This window comes from Paenibacillus sp. lzh-N1 (assembly GCF_002872435.1).
GTDB lineage: Bacteria > Bacillota > Bacilli > Paenibacillales > Paenibacillaceae > Paenibacillus > Paenibacillus polymyxa_C.
Window position 1 is genome coordinate 1,956,827 of sequence record NZ_CP025696.1, and the last position, 17,425, is coordinate 1,974,251.

The following is a 17,425-nucleotide window of genomic DNA, read 5'->3' on the forward strand; positions in this document are numbered from 1 at the left end:
CCTTTGGGCGAGTGAGGGTTCGTTTGTCTTAGACATGCTGCTTCTCATCTTGACTCATATGCTGAGGGAGGGTAAACCGATTCCCTTTGCCTTCATACAGCCACAAAATAGCGGTAACCCCGCGTGGGTAATATTTGCTGCCGTGGGCAATGCCGGAGAGCATTTGGTCGCTCCAGCACCAATAGGATTCTTCAGGATGGAGGAGCCATGAAACATGGGCTGCGTCAGCCGCCTGCCCAGTTTCCTGCCAAGGCAGTTCCAGCAGCTCACGGGCAATAAACTGAGACAGATAGATTTTGCTCAACCAGGAGTTGTTACTGGTCGAGGATAGCTTCCAGCCTCCATCTTCAAATAGACAAACTCCTGGTACCAGTACGGTTTGCAAATGGCGCCGAAGTGCTTGGATATATTCACCGAACCGCCCATCAGGCTCAAGCGCATCCTCGCATCCTGTAAAATAGGGGAAGATCAGCCCTTCAATGGCAGGAATAATCTGTGAGTCGTTGCCTTCCTTAATGACTGCAGGGATATAGCCCTTGTCTGTCATGTGAGCGGTGATCGATGCTGCGCATTTGTCTGCCTGTGAGCCAGCTTCCTGTGAAAGGGAGTTAAGCCCCTTTGAGGCAAATATCTTTTCCAGCGCAACATATACCGCCCAGCATTTGCTGCCTAAATAAATGTTATTGCGGGACTGACCCAAGGATACATCTAGACTATCGTAAGTCGTAATTTCGGCGCCTCCTTGGGTTCTTGAGCTATCCAGGCCCATTAAGCCGTTTCGCTGTGCCGGATCTGGATGATCCCGCCGCAGCATGCTTTCGAAGCAGTCGCACAAGACAGGCAGCATACGTGTCGTAAATGACTGATCCTGTGTCTGCTCGATATATACCGTGGCGCAGCAAAGCCAGTTCACCAGTTCCTCGTGGCTCATGTAAGAGAAGCAGTCGTCAATCCCTGCCAGTTCATAACAGGAGTACCCCTGCCGGGAGAACACATTGGCCACGCCCATATCATGCGTAAACGTGATCCCCCCCGGATAGGATTGTTCCTCTCCCGGGAAGCGCACCTCATCCCGATAGCTGTACCTTTGGACAAACCATTCCAGTTCGTTGCGTACCGTCCATGGATTCAAAATCAATTCATAATAAAGCTGATCTGCCGTCAGATCGAGTGTATTCATCATCCGGTACTCGCCTTCGTTCACAATCCAGATCGGTTCGCCATCCTCTTGCTGACTGAGCAATTGGGTGCTGCCATAATAGCTGTGAATTGCCTGAGCGAGCATAAATTCCTGATCCGGACTCAAGTTCGCCGATTCGATCCAGTCATTCCCCTGAATACAAGCTGCAGTCAGGTCGGTAAAATGCTTCAACGCATAGCTTCCCACGTCTTCAATATCCTTGAACAGCCGGGTATAGTAATACGATGCTTCGATGCCTGTTGTCACAATGCCGCCGCGATAAAAGCATATGGCGAAGGAATACGTGCGCTTCTCTCCTGCGGGAACGTCCATCAGGAGCGCACCCGTTGTGCCCAGGCCAAAGGATAAGTTATCGGCCATGGTCTCCCCAAGCAGCTTCTCCATTGCAAATCCGCTGGCAGGTATGGCTTCACTGCTGTTGGTCACAATAGCCGTGCTTCGTCCTTGACCGATGCCTGTGAGTCTTTCCTCCAATTGGGTAGATTCCGTAGCGTCCCTGCGAGGATCTTCTCCTATAATGCGTATGCCGCTATAGGGATCACTGCCCTGATAGCCGAAAAAGGCTCTTCGTGCAGCAGCACCCTCTGTATTATCGATCGTCAGCTCGGCAAATACTGCCGGAACTAACGCTGCCCGCAGCTCATCTATGCCCGCAATTCCCGGCTCGGGCACCGGGCGAACGGGAGAGTATAGCCGGAACGTCAAATCGCCTGCCTGCCATGTATCTGTTCCTGCTTTTAACTCACGGGTGATGTCCTGATCGGCAAAGGCAACGAGCAGAGGCTCCGTTTTTTTATCCTTTTTCTCCACATCATAGCGGGTACTTTCGTCCTGTGTGGATGCGAAAAAGGGAAGCGCCTCATAGGATCCGCCATCCCTGGATTGCAGTCCGATGTATACATTTTCATCGGCAGGCTTGCCCAGCTCCAGGCCGAGTCCGCCGCGATTACCCTTAAACCCAAGTGTAAAGCTGGAGAATGAACCGATAGGTGCATGCTGCGTGTTATAAAATATATTTTTCGACATATATTGAAACCCCTTTCATGATAAAATGTAACGTTGACTAACTTCAATTAGAGCCTAGCATGACATGTGCCGAGGAACCATTGTCAAATCGCTCCACTATTTATCCAAATCGCGCTGAAAACGATATACTAGAGGATATTGATGTAAATAAGCTAGGAGGGAAAGCATGTCGTCACCACATTTACCTAAGCGTCCCCATGATCCAGCCCTTACGGTCGCCGGAGAGGAATTCTTTTTTCCCGATGTGCGGACTACGGTCAATCTGTTTGCCATTCATACGCGAAGTGTCGGAAGAGACTGGAGTTATCCACCACATGAACATCCGCAATATGAAATTAACATCGTGCTTGCGGGAGAGCAGATCATGGTTGTGGATGGTCGCAGCTATATTCAGCGACAGGGTGATCTGATGCTTTTGCGCCCGGGAATTGTCCACTCCAGCTGTAGTAACGGGGAGGGATTTACGTATTTTTGCATGCATTTCGACATTGATGATAAATTGTTTCTTTCGCTACTGAGCCGTTTGGAGCAAGTGCTTTTTCCTGCGGATGGCACGGTGGCAAGGCAGATGGAGCCAGCGCTGGGCAAGCTGCTTGATCTTTCTGCCCTGGATGACATGGGGATAAATGGTGACTCGGTGGCAAAACGTATGCGGATTCAATCTGCTGTATTTGAACTGTTCGCAACGTTGTGGGAGGCTGTATCCAGTGAAGCTGCTCATCTGCCGGGACGTGGATATGTGCAGGCAGAGCTTGCTCATCAAATTGCCAGTCGTCTTCAGGGCAGAGTCAATCTGTCTTATAGACAGGCCGGCTCGTTGGAAAAACAGGATGGGATCGAGGGGATTTCATCCGAGCTGGGTATTAGCGTGTCCCATTGTAATCGCGTATTCCGTAGTGTTTTTGGCGTATCTCCGCGTGTGTATCTATCCGAGCTTGTCTTGCATGAGGCCAAGCTGCTGCTGGCTGATCCGCAATGGTCGGTGCAGCAAATAGCCGATCTGCTAGGCTATGGGGATATTGCACATTTTAGTAGGCAATTTAAGCGCTGGTCTGGCCAGTCGCCGACATCCTACCGCAAGAGCATAGCCCCTGAAAGCTCATCCGAATAAAAATATATATGATTATAAAATAGTTGTGATATGGCGAGTGGGGTATAATGAGGAAATCGCAATACTGTGTTGTACCTGATGACTAACAAGTTCACCACCGGAAGCGTGCTGTTCCCAGATGGCGGTTATACGCTGATCTAATTGCTGGAAGCTGACGTGTGCATATCCACCAGTCCAATACACATTTACAATGTGTTGGACTGGTTTTCTTTTTACAGGAGATGTAGCGGGATGCAAAAAAATCATCGTATTTATCGGAATAATACTCCAGCAAAGGTCGCATTTCGTTTTACAATTTGTGTTGAAAAAACTTTAGGAGGAAACAGCATGTTGGGAATCGATATAAAAAAGGAGAGTAATAATTTAGTTATTACTTGGCAGTTATCTAGGATAGAAGTATCTCTTGAGGATATTGAAGATGTTTCGTTCGATAATACTTATGCTGGACAAGAGAAAGATGCAATAAGAATAGGTACTCCTTATGCAACAACGGACAGAATTGTAATTAAAACCAATTCAAAGACATATATTTTGTTTACTACAAATGGTCAAAATATTCTTAAAAAAATACAGTCCTATCTTTAATTAGATCCATAAAGATACAGCATGATGTACACGGAGAATGATATTGCATTACTTCATGGACATATATGATCTGTATTGTACCCCATTGCTCAAAATAAGGAATGAGGTATGTACCGTGTTTGTACAGCTTATTTATTTTTAGCGAGTTTCAATTTTCTAATCAAACGATCGATAACATACCCTATGAGATACCAGAAACCTATTGTAGTGAAGTAAACAAGGGATATGGGGATATGTGCTTTGCGCACAAATTGAAAAGATTCATACATCCAAACCAACGGGCTAATAATAGCCAAAAGTATATTATAGTCGTCATATCCCGTAAGATTTACAGCAATAACTATACATGAGACTAGGACCAACCAAAAGCGAAAGGACTTCATGGCCTATACCTCCATTCCATTTTCAAAAGAGAAGCCGCGAGACGATTAATAGCATTCTGATCGCAGCGGCTTCTTGGGATTCTTCTGCTCTACACTTTTCTCACAGGGCGCAACACCGCGTAGCCGTATCCCTCAGGGAAATGCCGTTGATAATCCTGCTTCGTTTCCTCATCCCATTCATACCCCAGGCTGCTAGGATCAAAGTTCCAAGCTTTCTCCTCCACCGTTCTCATAACGTCTCCGTTGTTTTTTAAATAATTGAAGGGTGGGTGAAAAAAAACCAGGTAATCTGATTCGGGGATGTCCCGGCACTTCATTCCTGCGGGAATCTCTCCGGTGTAGTCAGCGGCAACCGGTATTCCATAGAGGTAGCCCTTCTGACCATTCTGATAGAACCAGCCTGCCGTTTGGCCCAATTGTCCGGGAAGCTTGAGGTGAGACATGCTTTCCAGGGTTCCGCAAATTTCATCACAATTATGACCATTTCTCCAGAAATCGCCGTAATTTCGAGAAGAAATATCCCAGAGACCAATAAATTTGTGTGCTGGTATATGCTCAATTTTGACTTCGGCTTCTTGCAAATGCTCTTTAACCATCTTATCCCGCTCCTTCAAATGGTAATGATAAGGAGAGAACACCTCAACGCGAATGGCTAGTGGAATAGGTCTCGGCTCCTTCTGGTATACAGCCGGAGTTACCTCAAATGCTTTTACAAATGCTCGTGTAAAAGCTTCCTGTGAAGAAAACCCATACTTTATGGCCACATCGAGGATGCGGACATTGCTATCCCGGAGTTCAAGAGCTGCCCGGCTAATCCTGCGCATCCACACATAATCCCTTAATGTCATTCCTGTCAGAGAATGAAATTGCTTTGTACAGTAATAAGGGGAATAGCCTAGCTGGTCGGACATTCTCAACAACGATGGCGCTGAGGTCAGATTATTATCAATCCAATCAATCATAAGCTGGACCATTTCGTTCCATTCGTACACGAGGGTTCCCTCCTTTCGACTCCATCTTAACAGCCGGAATGCAGGAATATTTGATTTGAGTTGCATCCTCTAGTGTGTTGCATGGTGCTCAATTCAAGGGCTGCGGTATTTGTCTTGTTCGCAATAAGTAAGATGACATGAGAAAAGAATCTGACTATTCCATTCTTTCATTTGTAATAAAATATGTATGATGGTTATTTAACCTGTATATGTATATTGTATGACGTATGTTCGGATGATGAAAGTAGCCTTTTGATGAAAGTAACTTCCAAACAAAAAGCCTACCTACCGGAACACCGGCAGATAGGCTTTTATAACATAAACATTCACTTACTTCGTATTCTATGCAGTCGGTGCCTTTACATTGCAAATGCATCGACAATGCATCCTGATCTATCGTTAGTTATTTTTACGCTGACGGGCGCGGGCCTCGCCGCCTTTGCGGCCTGCTTCTTCTCTGCTCATTTTCCCGTCGCTATCACTTTGGTCTGAATTGCCACGGGCTTCACCGCCCTTGCGACCGATTTCCTGATAGAACTCCTTGCCATGGTTTTTGGAAGTGGCTTCGCCGCCTTTTTCACCAATCTCCTGATAGAAGTCCTTGCCATGACTTTTGGAAGTGGCCTCGCCACCTTTTTCGCCGATCTCTTGGTAAAATTCTTTGTCGTGATTTTTAGCAGTAGCTTCTCCACCTAAACGTCCTGCCTCTTCGCGACTCATTTTGCCATTTTGGTTGTTGTTAGCCATGTTCAATCACTCCTCATCGAATTTTAGTAAAGCGTCTACGTGTATCTATTAACCCTCGTGTCAGGAATTAAACATGTCTATTTAATTTTGATAAATGGAAATTGGTTGGTAAATAACTGGGTATACCCGTCTATCAGACTTCCCAAGACTCTGTACGCAGTTGTTGCTGGCGGGTAAATAATGTCGGGTAAATGAACAGGCTGAGCAGCACGCTGGTCAAAATGGCAGAGGTCATGGTAGTGAATACGATGAGCAATTGCAAACGCACGGCGACAATTGGATTGGCGCCTGCAATGATTTGTCCGGTCATCATGCCGGGAAGCTGGACAAGCCCAAGTGTTTTCTGCCCCTCAATGGTTGGAATCATACTGGAACGTATACAATTCTTCAGTATAGGGAAGATGGCTTGTCTCGGTGTTCCTCCCAACGCAAGAATAAGCATGATTTCAGGCTTGCGCAGCAGGACTTCCGACTTGAGCCGCGATACCAGCAGACTGGACAAAATCATGGAGCTGCCAATGATCATGCCGCTAATCGGAATCATGTACCGGGCTGTCGCCGGAATGATATGCAGGCCAATTAGAAATGCCTGTGTAACGATTTCCACACACAGCAACGTCAGGAATGACTTCCACATGAGCCGGGGAATAAAACGTCCTTTGCGCGCAACATTTTGAGAAGCTACAGTGATCATGAGCAGAATGAATAACACGATAAATCCGTAGCTTTGCATCCCAAAAATCAAATGCAGTACATATCCAATCACCAGTAGCTGAACGGATGCTCTGATCGTGGCAATAATAATATCTCGGTCCAGACCGAGTTTGAAGGACTTGGACATGACGATGGCGATAAATACAAAACCAAGAGAGAGAATCAAGGCAACAATCGTCATACCCATTCTCCTGCTACAAACCTGCGAGTTTCACTATGCTGTGGAGCGTTAAAAAACGTTTGCGTATCCGTTTGTTCTACCAAACTTCCGTTGATCATCAGCCATGTTTCGTGGCCTACCCTGCGGGCTTGTTCCATATGATGCGTAATCCAGATCATTGTTGTTCCCTCTTCTTTGTTCATTTGAAGCAGCAGTTCCTCGACCTCTTTGACTGAGGTGGGGTCCAGTGCAGAAGTAATCTCATCCAGTAGTAAAATATCCGGACGGTTCGCGAGCGTCCGCGCCAGGGCCAAGCGCTGTCTTTGTCCGCCGGACAGCTCCTGCGCCTTTTGCTCCAGCAGGTCACGGGTAAGTCCTACGCGCTCTAACAGGCCAACCGGATCTTCCAGTACCGTGCCATGCAGCCGCTCTACAGTTTGGAGATTGTAGAGGACCGTCCCTTGAAGCATGGGGGCATCTTGAAAAACCAATGCTACTTTCCGTCTCAGTTCAGGGATTTCCCACTCGGTTATAGGCTTGCCGAGAACGTTGATTTCTCCTTCATCCGATGCTAGCAAAAGATTGCATAGTGAAAGCAGTGTGCTTTTACCAGATCCTGATGGACCGACCAGTGTCGTGATTTTTCCGCGCGGGACCTTTGCCGTAACTCCGTTCAGGACAGCACGTTGTTGTCCCGACCCGGTGAAATATTTAGTGACACGATTAAACTCAATAGCTGGAAGTGGATTGGGTTCCATAAATATAGCTAGCTCCTTTGCAGGGAATCGGAAAAGATATTAAATCTGCTCTATAATCTCTTTGTATTATAGCAGTAATATCCTACCGGCTCTTCTTCTAAAAAAGAGTTAGTGTATGGAGCTGTTGCAAACGGTACTTTCTTTGTATAAACTAACGGGATTAGTTAAGATGAAATAAGAATTTAGTCTGTATATGTATACGAAATTAACCTTACATAGGAATTTAACGAAAGGGGACCGGATGATGTCACCTAGAAATGGAGTAAAGCTACAAGATATCCTGGAGGCTGCCGAGGATGTTGCCAATGAACGAGGGATGGGAGAGGTCACGCTCACTACATTGGCGCAAAAGCTGCATATTCGTCCTCCATCTTTGTACAACCATGTGGACGGATTGAACGGATTGCGTCAAGCGCTGGCATTACATAGCCTCGAGAAGCTAGAGGAAGCATTGATGAGCGCAGCCGTAGGCAGAGCAGGCGAAGAGGCGCTGATTGCTATGGGGAGAGCGTATATGCAGTATGCGCGCGAGCGGCCTGGTTTGTATGAATCGATGCTGTATGCAACCGACCGAAATGATACCGAGCTGAGACATGCAGCGGATCGCGTAGCGGAACTTGTCATTACTGTGCTGTCCAGTGGCTATGGTTTCAACGAAGCGGATTGCATTCATGCAGCGAGGGGATTCCGTAGTCTTCTTCATGGTTTTGCCTCACTTGAACAAAAGGGTGGCTTTGGTTTACCTGTGGATGTGGATCAGAGTATTGAAGTGATGATGGACACCTTTTGCGCAGGTCTTCGCGTGTTACAGCAAAAGCGAGAGGGAGAGCATTCAGATAAAAACTGAGTTCAATCTGATATAGCCCATATGATTGCGTCCTGGACTCAAAGGGTAAAATATATTCAGTATACTGTAAGCGAGAGACCGTGAATACAGGAGGGGATATGAGTGAACGTACTGGTGATTGGTGCCAATGGAAAAGTAGGCAGACATCTCGTTCGCCTACTAGGGCAACATGAGTCGCATCGCGTAAAGGCACTGATCCGCAAACCGGATCAGGCCGAAGCGCTTGAACGTTTGGGTGCAGAAACGGTAGTAGCTGACCTTGAAGGGACGGTAGGTGAAATTGCCGCAGCTATACAAGGCAGTGACGCTGTCGTGTTTACGGCAGGCTCCGGTGGCAACACAGGAGCGGATAAAACGCTGCTCATCGACCTTGATGGAGCAGTCAAGGCGATGGAAGCCGCTGAACAAGCGGGTATCCGGCGCTTCATTATGGTCAGTGCTCTATATGCGGAGAACCGGGAGCAATGGCCCGAATCGATTAAGCCATATTATGTGGCAAAGCATTATGCAGATCGCTTGCTGGAAGCGAGCAATCTGGATTACACGATTCTTCGTCCGGGAGGGTTGACAGATGATGCGGGTACTGGCAAGGTTGCTACCGGTGAAGATCTCACCAGCCATACTATCTCACGTGAAGATGTAGCGGCAACGGTGGTAGCAGCACTAGAGGAAAAGCAGACGTATCATCGAGCGATTGATTTGGTGTCCGGCAGTACGCCTATTGCTGAGGCCATCCGGTAGAGCTGATGAATTGAAAGACATATGCATAATATGGATAAAAGCAGACCCGAAGGTAGGATTCCGGGTCTGCTTTTTGCTTTTTGTATAACGTTCCGACAGGTATTTACGAAATAATTTGCTTAAAACTAATTATATTATTTATAATACTAACATAATTAGTTTATGATCAAGACAAGGAGATGAGATAAAATGCGTATCGTTCAGGTGCAGCATGTGTATCAATTAACGTTTATGCCCCGGCTGTTCCCAGTGAACTGTTATTTGGTGGAGGAGAAAGAGGGGCTTACCCTGATCGATGCCGGATTGCCATACAGTGCTCAGCGTATTGAACAGGCTGCGGCGCGGATTGGGCAGCCGATTATACGAATTGTACTTACCCATGCGCATGGAGATCATGTGGGTGCGTTGGATAAGCTGAAGGCAAAGTATCCTGAGGCGCAAGTATTCATTTCAAGGCGGGATGCTCGGCTACTGAAGGGTGATGTATCGTTGGAGGCAGGCGAACCAGACACTCCTATTCGGGGCAGCGTGCCGAAGAATATCCTTACCCAGCCTGACGTTTTACTGGAGGATGGAGATAACGTGGGTTCGCTGCTGGCGATCAGCGCACCGGGACATACGCCGGGCTCGATGGGATTTTTGGATACCCGTACCCGTGCATTGATTGCAGGCGATGCCTTCCAGACTCGGGGTGGTGTTGCGGTGGCGGGAAGGCTCAAGCCACTGTTTCCTTTTCCAGCACTAGCTACCTGGAACAAGGAAATTTCGCTGCAAAGCGCCAAAAAACTGGCATCTTACAATCCTTCTCTATTAGCAGCCGGTCATGGAAACATGCTGAAGCATCCACAATTTCAGCTGGAAAGAGCGATTATGAAGTTGGAGCAACAATGTTCAGTGTGATGATTACGTATTCAGCCAACATTCAGCCAGAACTCACAAAGTCCTAAGCTAAGGCAGATACAATATGAGGAAAATAGAAACAGAGAGAGGTGCATCGGATTTGAACGTTTGGAAAGCGAACGGTCTGAAATATATACTTCTATTTAGTCTCATATTGTGTGTTGCCGTTAGTATCGTTTCGTTATGGAGTTATTCAGGTAGTTCCGCGTCTCAGTCTGCGGCTGTTAGGCAGGGACCATCCGGCGGGTTCGGAGGGGGAGCAGGCGGAGGCATGGGAGGGCCGGGGCAACGTCCCTCTGACGGTCAGACCGCAGGAAACCGGGGAACAGGAAGTGTAGGACAAGATCAGCAGAATTCTCCCCCAACATCTACGGATGCGGCGAGCAGCTCTGACAGCAAGAATCAGGGGACGACGGGCCAGACGACCAACTCCTCTAGTGAGAATTCGTCGACATCGGGTGACAAAGGTACAACGGCCGGGAATGATACGTCTGCCTCGGTCGGCAGTGGTGTTGCTAGAGACGGGCAGCACAGAGGCCCCGGTGGCATGTCTGGTAACGGATCTGGAATGGGTATGGGCGGTCCTGGCGGTGGTATGGGTGGGGGAAGAAATGGAAATTCTTCATCTGCTTATGCTACTCCGATGGCGTTTTTCGCTGCTTTGTTCTTCGGTGCGTTCGTGTTTATTGCGTATCGTTTTCGGGCTCAAGAATGGAAGCTCGGGGAACGTAACCGGGGACTGATGCTGTGGACTGTGCTGGGTGTGGGATTCTTTTTAAGAATGGCGATCGCCCCATGGATCTCGGGCCACATGGATTTAATGCTATTCCGAAACTGGGCTACGACAGCAGCGGATAGCTTGTCAGGCTTTTACACGAATGGTTCCAGTGATTATCCCCCGTTCTATATTTATATTTTATATGTGATCGGTAAAATCGGCTCTACGGATGCTTTCAGTCCTTATATGTCCGTATTGCTGCGGCTTCCGAATATTTTAGCTGATATCGTGACAGCGTACATGCTGTACCGGTTGGCAAGCAAACGGGTCGGCTATGGAGTGAGCCTCGGATTGGCTATATTCTATGTGTTTAACCCAGCTGTATTTATTAATTCAACCTTCTGGGGGCAGGTAGATTCATTTTTTACCATGCTGATTGTGGGCATGATTGTGCTGCTGGTGGAAAACCGGATCGGCTGGTCCGCTGTACTGTTTACGATAGCGGTATTGATGAAGCCACAGGGGATTATTTATGGGCCGGTTCTGTTCTTCGAGCTGCTGAGACAGCGCAAAATACAGCCTTGGCTGTTGTCCGTTGGTGGTGCCGTTGTGACAACCATTCTGGTCATATTGCCATTTTCATGGGGGCAGGAGCCGCTATGGCTGCTTGATTTATACAAGGGGACAGTTGGCGAATATCCATATGCTTCGGTGAACGCGTATAACTTCTTCGCACTAATTGGTGGCAATTATACGCAGGACACTACAACGCTGTTCCTGTTCAGTTACCATACATGGGGGATGATCTGCATTGTGCTGGTGACTCTGTTTACATGGTGGATGTATATCCGTAGTCGGAAACCACAATTTGCAGCAGCAGCTGCACTGGTACTCATTGCAGGTGTATTTACCTTCGCTTCCAGCATGCATGAACGGTATCTGTTCCCTGCGGCGGCGTTAGCTGTACTGGCGTACCTGTATTTGAAAGATCGCAGATTTTTGTGGCTTGCGGGTGGATTCAGTCTTACGATTTTCCTGAACACCTTTGATATTTTCTATAGCTCCAATTCTCAGGATCATTACGGTATTATTTTGTGTGTGACATCATTGCTCAATGTTTTGTTGTTTGGGTATTTGGTCAAAGTAGTGTGGGATTGCTCCAGGCCGGCTACAATTCAGGCTGCGCTTCCCAAGGCCACCAATATAGCTCCTTTATCCGCAGAATGAGTGATGGGCGGTCACCACACAGGTGATCGCCCATCTTCCAGCGATGAAGGCACGTTCTCAATACGGCGCGCCAATACCTTTTCATTTCACTGCGGCAAGGAAATGTTTCTCTCCACCATAAGAGGGATCAATTTGCGGAATGCTATCGTGCTGGCAGCTTGTTCATCCCTTTGATAGGCTTCATAATCTTTCCTGAAGGTGTTCTGCATTTCCTCCGATAAATGACGGATGTATCGGTGCGCACATTCGGTTACCTGTACCGGCGATCCGAAATCAACCACCAGATCCAAAACGTCCAGCACATAGAATTCCATGGGATTCGACTGTGGCAAAAACCATCCGGTCAAGATGGCTTGTTCAAGCACCTCGTCGAGATTAGCACCATACTTGTCCACCAAAGGAACGACCTTGTCTCGAATCAATGTGATAATTTCCGCCAATTCCTTCTCCCGAGACGTTTCCTTGGCCAGATTCCATACCTTGCCTTTGTTCCGGAAGCTGCTCAAGCTGATAGCCCAATATACTTTTCCGCTTTGCGTATTCATGATTTGGCAATTTACATTAAACTCCAAATAGCTGCCGGCCACATTGAAAGCATTACTCGAAAAACGCACCTCGGCCGTAAAGGGGTCCACGTGCTTGACCATGCTTCGCCTGGATTTATAGTATTTGAATCCGCAAGGCTCACAGGCTGCAGCAATCCTAGAGCAACATTCTCGAAAAATATCCTTGCTGGTTTGATGATCCGCCATATCTATTCCTCCCCATTTTGCTTATTTTATAAAGAGTATGAAGACACAGAAATCTTGGCTTGATTTCAGGCTTATAAACTTTGTATTACTACGCAAAAACAGGTTTACGGTTTCTATTGTTATTTTACAGAATAGCTAATAGCCAAATGCACAGAATAAAAGAAACCGCCCTTTAACAACATGGAAGTGGTTGATGAATCAACTACAATCCATAAGTTAAAGAAGCGGTTTTTTTGTCCTCATGCCAGAGTAACCTGGTATATATCAATCCATATATTCGTTCAGTTTCTGTACATCGCGGATGGTAATCTCACGTGTACCCTTGATATGAATAATCCCCAGCTGTTCAAACTTTCCAAATTTTCGGCTGATCGTTTCACGTGTGACACCCACATAATTAGCCATCTCTTCGCGTGAAAGGGGGAGATTTATTTTAATATAGGAGCCGTCCGGCTTGCCGTATTTGTGGCCGAGTTCGAGAATCATGTAGGCGATACGAATTTCCGGGTCTTTGGTAGCCAGGCTTTGAGCCAGGTTTTCGGTATGTGCCAAGCGTTTGGTAATCGTTTTGAGCAGCCTCAAAGAGATATCGGGATTGTTGCGGATCAACTCCTCCATATCATCTTTGGTGAGCATACAAATATCAGTATCCTTTAAGGCGTACGCACTAAAATTGCTCAACTCGTCGTTATTAAATATATTCAACTCACCAAAAAAATCGCCAGTTGTCAGAATGTGCAGAATTTGTTCTTTGCCCTGAGGTGTCATCTTCAGCAGCTTAACATGCCCGCTTTTAATAATGTACAGCGTATCGGAAGCCTGTTCCTCGACAATCAAGGCCTCGCCTTTCTGGTATTTTCGGTGCCGGATCATAGAGCTAACCTTACACAAATCTTCGCAGGACAAAGAGGAAAAGATAGGCACTTTGCGGGCACAGGGCTCCTGTTCACACTGGCAGGGGCAGGACATCTCATTCACATTCATTCACTCCATTCATCAACCGGAAACTAGAAAGTATAGCGTGTTCTTGTTATTCTGCATCATCTATAGGGGCAAAATGGCTTTGATCCTCACCGCAGACTGGACAAACCCAGTCTTCCGGAAGGTCTTCGAACGCTGTACCTGGCATAACGTCTTCATCAGGGTCACCCATAGCAGGATCATAAACGTATCCACAGGGCTGACATACATATTTTTTCATCTTTAGTTCTCCTTGTCATCCAAAATTTTTGTAAGCTCTGGTGCATCCGGACTGAGTTCTTGGATAATGGCTGCTTTATATGGAAGTGAAGCGAGAGCATCCCCAAAGCCGATCACACCGCAGATAGAGCCGTTTTGTATGAACATACGTGTATAAGAAACTTGATTTTCACGGGTCAGGCTGGTGTCACAGACTTGTTCGTCTACCAGACCGATGGAAAACAAGGGGCTTTCATAGCTGTTGGACAGGGTGACAGGAAGAGGACGCTGGTAAGCTGTGGAGGTACCCGCCATATTAGTGCCTGCTATTTTCCCTTGCTCCATAGCACTTTCCCATAATCCATCTACTCTATTGTGGAACTCGGCTACATCACCTGCCGCATATATATGGGCGGAGCTGGTCTCCATCTGCGCATTCACCAGAATGCCTTGTCCAATATCAAGGCCGATTTGGCGAGCAAGCTCCGTATTAGGTACAATTCCGATAGAGTACACGACATGTTCGCAGGGAATAACAGTGCCGTCCTGCAGTTCTACGCCCTCTACATGATCTGTGCCTGTAATACGCTTTACGCCTTGCCCAAGGCACACCTGGGTACCCTGTTCGATAACTCGGCGGGTCAAAATAGCGGATGCCTTTTCATCTAGCTGGCGAGGCATGAGCCGTTGCGAAGCTTCCAGAATGGTAACGGCATATCCGGCTTGCTGGAAGGACCAGGCGGTTTCTACACCCTGAATACCACCGCCGATGATACATATCCGGTCACCTTGTCGCAATTCCGTTTTAAGTCTGTCTGCATCTTGTCGAAACCGAATATTGTGAACGTTCCTTAGTGAAGCTCCGTCCAGCACAAGCTTACGGTTGTGGGCTCCTGTACACAGCAGCAGCTTGTCATAAGCAACGGTTTGCCCGTTGGCTGTTTCGATGGTGCAGTCCTCTGCGTGTATCGCCGTGATCTTTACGCCGGAATACACATGAATCCGTTGACTGGCAAACCACTTTTCCTTTTTGATCAGGATTTTGTCGCTGTGCAAGTCAGTGAATAGTGCCTTCGAAAGCTTGACTCTGTTATATGGAAGGGAGGACTCTTCCCCGTAAATAGAAATTTCTGCTAGCTCATCATGATCTCTAATCGCTTTTGCCGCGTTGATAGCGGCAACGCCCCCTCCGATAATAACGTAATGTTGGTTATCCATTCGGCATCTCTCCTATTCCCTCTAAGCTTCCTGTGCTCAAATAACACTAAGCAGCAGATCTGAGACGAATTCAGCGGCATTTTTAATTTTTTTCACTTTTTCATCTTCTGTAGGAGAGAAGCGAATGCGTACCGGGAATTCCACATGCGTCATACCTGTTGACTTGATTACATCTGAAGTGCTCTGGACTTTCATATTAGTACCGTTCAAGTAATCCTGTACGACTTCAATGGCTTCACCGCTCCAGCCGTAGGAACCAAAGGCGGCAGCAAGCTTACCTTCCAAATTCATCTTTTGCATTTTTTGCAGCAGATCTTCCAATTTGCCTGTCATGTCGGCATATTTGGTAGAGCTGCCGACGAAAACAGCATCAGCTGAGGTAATACTATTTAATATCTCGGTTTCATCCGCTTTATCTACATCCCATAGCTCCACCTTGATTTGGTTCTCCAAAAAGCAATCTCTCAGGATGTTTGCCATTTTTTTAGTATTATTTTTTAAGGTGGCATAAACAATCGCTACTTTTTTATCATCCTTGGTTTCGGTGCTCATCGATGCGTACAAATCAATAAATTTGGCAATATCATGTCGGATCGCGAAGCCGTGGGAAGGAGCAATCATCTCAATATCCAAGTCAGATACAGCTTCGATTAATGTACGCACATATCTGCGATGAGGATGAATGATAGCCTGATAATATCCGATAAAATCCTCGGTGATATCAAAGCCGGCCTCATCGGCAAATAGATGCTCTACAGCCACGTGTGTGCTGAAAATATCGCAAGGGAACAAGATTTTGTCTTCGATGCAATACGTAATCATAGTTTCTTCTGTATGGAGATAAGGTGTTTCCTTGAACAGCAGTGTCTTGCCTCCAATATCCAGTTGATCCCCGTCCTTGATGACGAGGAAATTCCGATGCTGGAGCTTGTACATCTGCTGAATTTCCGGAACGGCAATCTCCGTGCAGACAATTGTGGCGTTTGCTGCTTTGGAAGCAAGTGCCGCTAACCCGCCGGAGTGATCTGGTTCCGTGTGATTGACGATTATATATTGAATATCCAACGGGTCGATTAATTCCGCTACAGCTTCCGCAAATTCTCTGCCGAACGCCATATCTACGGTATCTACAATAGTTGGTTTTCCTGTTTTCAGCAGATATGCATTATATGTTGTACCCTTTGATAGTAGAAGACGATGAAAGGGGACCTCACGATTATCAATTTTTCCTACCCAATAAATATCCTTTGCCAGCTTAAATCCTGGTTTCATAGGAATAACCTCCTGCTTTTTTGGTTTGTCTGACACAATTCGATTTTAGTTGGATGTGATGATGAAAAAGATGATTGAAATCAAATTTTTGAATATTTCAAAGTATTTATGACTTAAATTTATGTTTGTGATCGCAATCACAAGACGAGCGTAATAATCAAATACAATAAGACTATATAGGCCCAATCCAATTACAAACAGGAGAGTGAATCTACATGAAAAAATCAAACCTCATTCAATTTCAGGAATATAAAGAAGCTGCATTTACAAAACGAATTGTGCATAAGGAAGCCGACAATGTCATTTTTATTCTCAACTTCACCCCTAATGCTGAGCTGCCAACACATAATCATCCAGGAGCGAATGTATATTTGCTTGTTCTGGAAGGAAGCGGTACTGTAACTGTAAATGGTGAAGAAACGGAAGTTGTCCAAGGGGATATGATCCATATGACCGGAGATGAGCACTTTTCCTATCGTGGTAGTGCGGAAGCGAATTCCAGCCTGCATGTGGTGTTGACCAAAACGCCAAGTGAAAACTATGCACAAAATATATAAAGTATAGAAATCGCAAGAAGAGGAACTGCAGTCCAAACATATAAAAGCCGCTTGGTCATTTAGACCAGGCGGCTTTTATATTGGAGAGACACACCCCGGAATACGCTATAAACCGGCTGTCTAGCGGGATTACTGTACCTGTGACAGCGCTGAATGTCTAAGCCACAGTAGGTCACGGTTGTGTTCAGTGAGGAAGAAGCTGGGGGCAATAGTTTTCACGCTTTGGAGCGACCTTATGATGAAATCCCGTCTGTACAAATGGCTTCCGAAGTGCCACAATACGTTTTAAAGGCCATTTTTCTCCAGCTGGAATATCGTGCAAGGCTCGTGAAGTAGT

Annotated in this window: 18 protein-coding genes and 1 pseudogene; 9 read left to right on the plus strand and 10 right to left on the minus strand. The window is 46.6% G+C overall.

Translation table 11 applies throughout. The features are described from left to right. Window positions 1-28 precede the first annotated feature (28 nt). Window positions 29-2,227, minus strand: coding sequence for a glycoside hydrolase family 52 protein (locus tag C0638_RS08840; protein WP_058711029.1), 2,199 nt, complete (start codon window positions 2,225-2,227; stop codon window positions 29-31). A gap of 166 nt (window positions 2,228-2,393) precedes the next feature. On the opposite strand from C0638_RS08840, the gene C0638_RS08845 reads away from it, so the two are divergent. From C0638_RS08845 to C0638_RS08855, 3 genes and pseudogenes are all read left to right on the plus strand, one after another. Beyond that, window positions 2,394-3,338, plus strand: coding sequence for a helix-turn-helix domain-containing protein (locus C0638_RS08845; protein WP_025676637.1), 945 nt, complete (start codon window positions 2,394-2,396; stop codon window positions 3,336-3,338). A 34-nt stretch (window positions 3,339-3,372) separates the two neighbouring features. Then, window positions 3,373-3,479: pseudogene (locus tag C0638_RS08850) on the plus strand (SDR family oxidoreductase); the annotation flags it as partial. Window positions 3,480-3,665: 186 nt separating this feature from the next. Then, window positions 3,666-3,923, plus strand: coding sequence for a SunI/YnzG family protein (locus C0638_RS08855; protein WP_025676639.1), 258 nt, complete (start codon window positions 3,666-3,668; stop codon window positions 3,921-3,923). Window positions 3,924-4,395: 472 nt separating this feature from the next. On the opposite strand, the gene C0638_RS08865 is transcribed toward C0638_RS08855, so the two are convergent. From C0638_RS08865 to C0638_RS08880, 4 genes are all read right to left on the minus strand, one after another. Continuing rightward, window positions 4,396-5,298: an AraC family transcriptional regulator gene (locus C0638_RS08865; RefSeq protein ID WP_058711031.1), complete on the minus strand. Its 903-nt coding sequence runs from the start codon at window positions 5,296-5,298 to the stop codon at window positions 4,396-4,398. A gap of 399 nt (window positions 5,299-5,697) precedes the next feature. Then, window positions 5,698-6,045, minus strand: coding sequence for a KGG domain-containing protein (locus C0638_RS08870; RefSeq protein ID WP_013373683.1), 348 nt, complete (start codon window positions 6,043-6,045; stop codon window positions 5,698-5,700). A 133-nt stretch (window positions 6,046-6,178) separates the two neighbouring features. Continuing rightward, window positions 6,179-6,940, minus strand: a complete 762-nt coding sequence (locus tag C0638_RS08875; RefSeq protein WP_058711032.1) for an ABC transporter permease — start codon at window positions 6,938-6,940, stop codon at window positions 6,179-6,181. After that, window positions 6,937-7,677 (minus strand): ABC transporter ATP-binding protein, encoded by a 741-nt coding sequence (locus C0638_RS08880; RefSeq protein WP_013373681.1) that lies wholly within the window; start codon window positions 7,675-7,677, stop codon window positions 6,937-6,939. Before C0638_RS08880 ends, C0638_RS08875 begins: the two co-directional genes overlap by 4 nt. A gap of 244 nt (window positions 7,678-7,921) precedes the next feature. Here C0638_RS08880 and C0638_RS08885 point away from each other — a divergent pair, with 244 nt between their 5' ends. The 4 genes from C0638_RS08885 to C0638_RS08900 all read left to right on the plus strand — a co-directional run bounded on the left by C0638_RS08885 (window position 7,922) and on the right by C0638_RS08900 (window position 12,110). After that, window positions 7,922-8,524, plus strand: a complete 603-nt coding sequence (locus C0638_RS08885; protein ID WP_025676649.1) for a TetR/AcrR family transcriptional regulator — start codon at window positions 7,922-7,924, stop codon at window positions 8,522-8,524. Between the two features lie 102 nt (window positions 8,525-8,626). Further along, window positions 8,627-9,265 (plus strand): SDR family oxidoreductase, encoded by a 639-nt coding sequence (locus C0638_RS08890; protein WP_013373679.1) that lies wholly within the window; start codon window positions 8,627-8,629, stop codon window positions 9,263-9,265. A 189-nt stretch (window positions 9,266-9,454) separates the two neighbouring features. After that, window positions 9,455-10,165, plus strand: coding sequence for an MBL fold metallo-hydrolase (locus C0638_RS08895; RefSeq protein ID WP_058711033.1), 711 nt, complete (start codon window positions 9,455-9,457; stop codon window positions 10,163-10,165). A 271-nt stretch (window positions 10,166-10,436) separates the two neighbouring features. After that, the gene (locus C0638_RS08900; RefSeq protein ID WP_052452886.1) at window positions 10,437-12,110 is read left to right on the plus strand and encodes a glycosyltransferase 87 family protein; all 1,674 of its coding nucleotides are present in this window, start codon (window positions 10,437-10,439) and stop codon (window positions 12,108-12,110) included. A gap of 86 nt (window positions 12,111-12,196) precedes the next feature. Here the strand turns inward: C0638_RS08900 and C0638_RS08905 are convergent, their stop codons facing one another. The 5 genes from C0638_RS08905 to C0638_RS08925 form a co-directional block, all read right to left on the minus strand. Further along, complete coding sequence (locus tag C0638_RS08905) at window positions 12,197-12,862, minus strand: hypothetical protein (RefSeq protein ID WP_058711034.1); 666 nt, start codon at window positions 12,860-12,862, stop codon at window positions 12,197-12,199. A gap of 264 nt (window positions 12,863-13,126) precedes the next feature. Beyond that, entirely contained in the window at window positions 13,127-13,831 is a 705-nt protein-coding gene (locus C0638_RS08910; RefSeq protein WP_058711071.1) for a Crp/Fnr family transcriptional regulator, read from the minus strand. Between the two features lie 61 nt (window positions 13,832-13,892). Further along, window positions 13,893-14,063: a rubredoxin gene (rd, locus tag C0638_RS08915; RefSeq protein ID WP_013373674.1), complete on the minus strand. Its 171-nt coding sequence runs from the start codon at window positions 14,061-14,063 to the stop codon at window positions 13,893-13,895. 2 nt (window positions 14,064-14,065) lie between these two features. Next, window positions 14,066-15,259 carry an NAD(P)/FAD-dependent oxidoreductase gene (locus tag C0638_RS08920; RefSeq protein ID WP_058711035.1) on the minus strand — a complete coding sequence of 398 codons (1,194 nt, stop codon included), beginning with the start codon at window positions 15,257-15,259 and terminating at the stop codon, window positions 14,066-14,068. Between the two features lie 36 nt (window positions 15,260-15,295). Then, window positions 15,296-16,531 carry an FprA family A-type flavoprotein gene (locus C0638_RS08925; protein ID WP_058711036.1) on the minus strand — a complete coding sequence of 412 codons (1,236 nt, stop codon included), beginning with the start codon at window positions 16,529-16,531 and terminating at the stop codon, window positions 15,296-15,298. A 215-nt stretch (window positions 16,532-16,746) separates the two neighbouring features. On the opposite strand from C0638_RS08925, the gene C0638_RS08930 reads away from it, so the two are divergent. Beyond that, window positions 16,747-17,088: a cupin domain-containing protein gene (locus C0638_RS08930; RefSeq protein ID WP_058711037.1), complete on the plus strand. Its 342-nt coding sequence runs from the start codon at window positions 16,747-16,749 to the stop codon at window positions 17,086-17,088. A gap of 180 nt (window positions 17,089-17,268) precedes the next feature. Continuing rightward, on the plus strand, window positions 17,269-17,424 hold the full coding sequence (locus tag C0638_RS25330) for a hypothetical protein (protein ID WP_013373670.1): 156 nt from the start codon (window positions 17,269-17,271) through the stop codon (window positions 17,422-17,424). Window position 17,425: the final 1 nt, after the last annotated feature.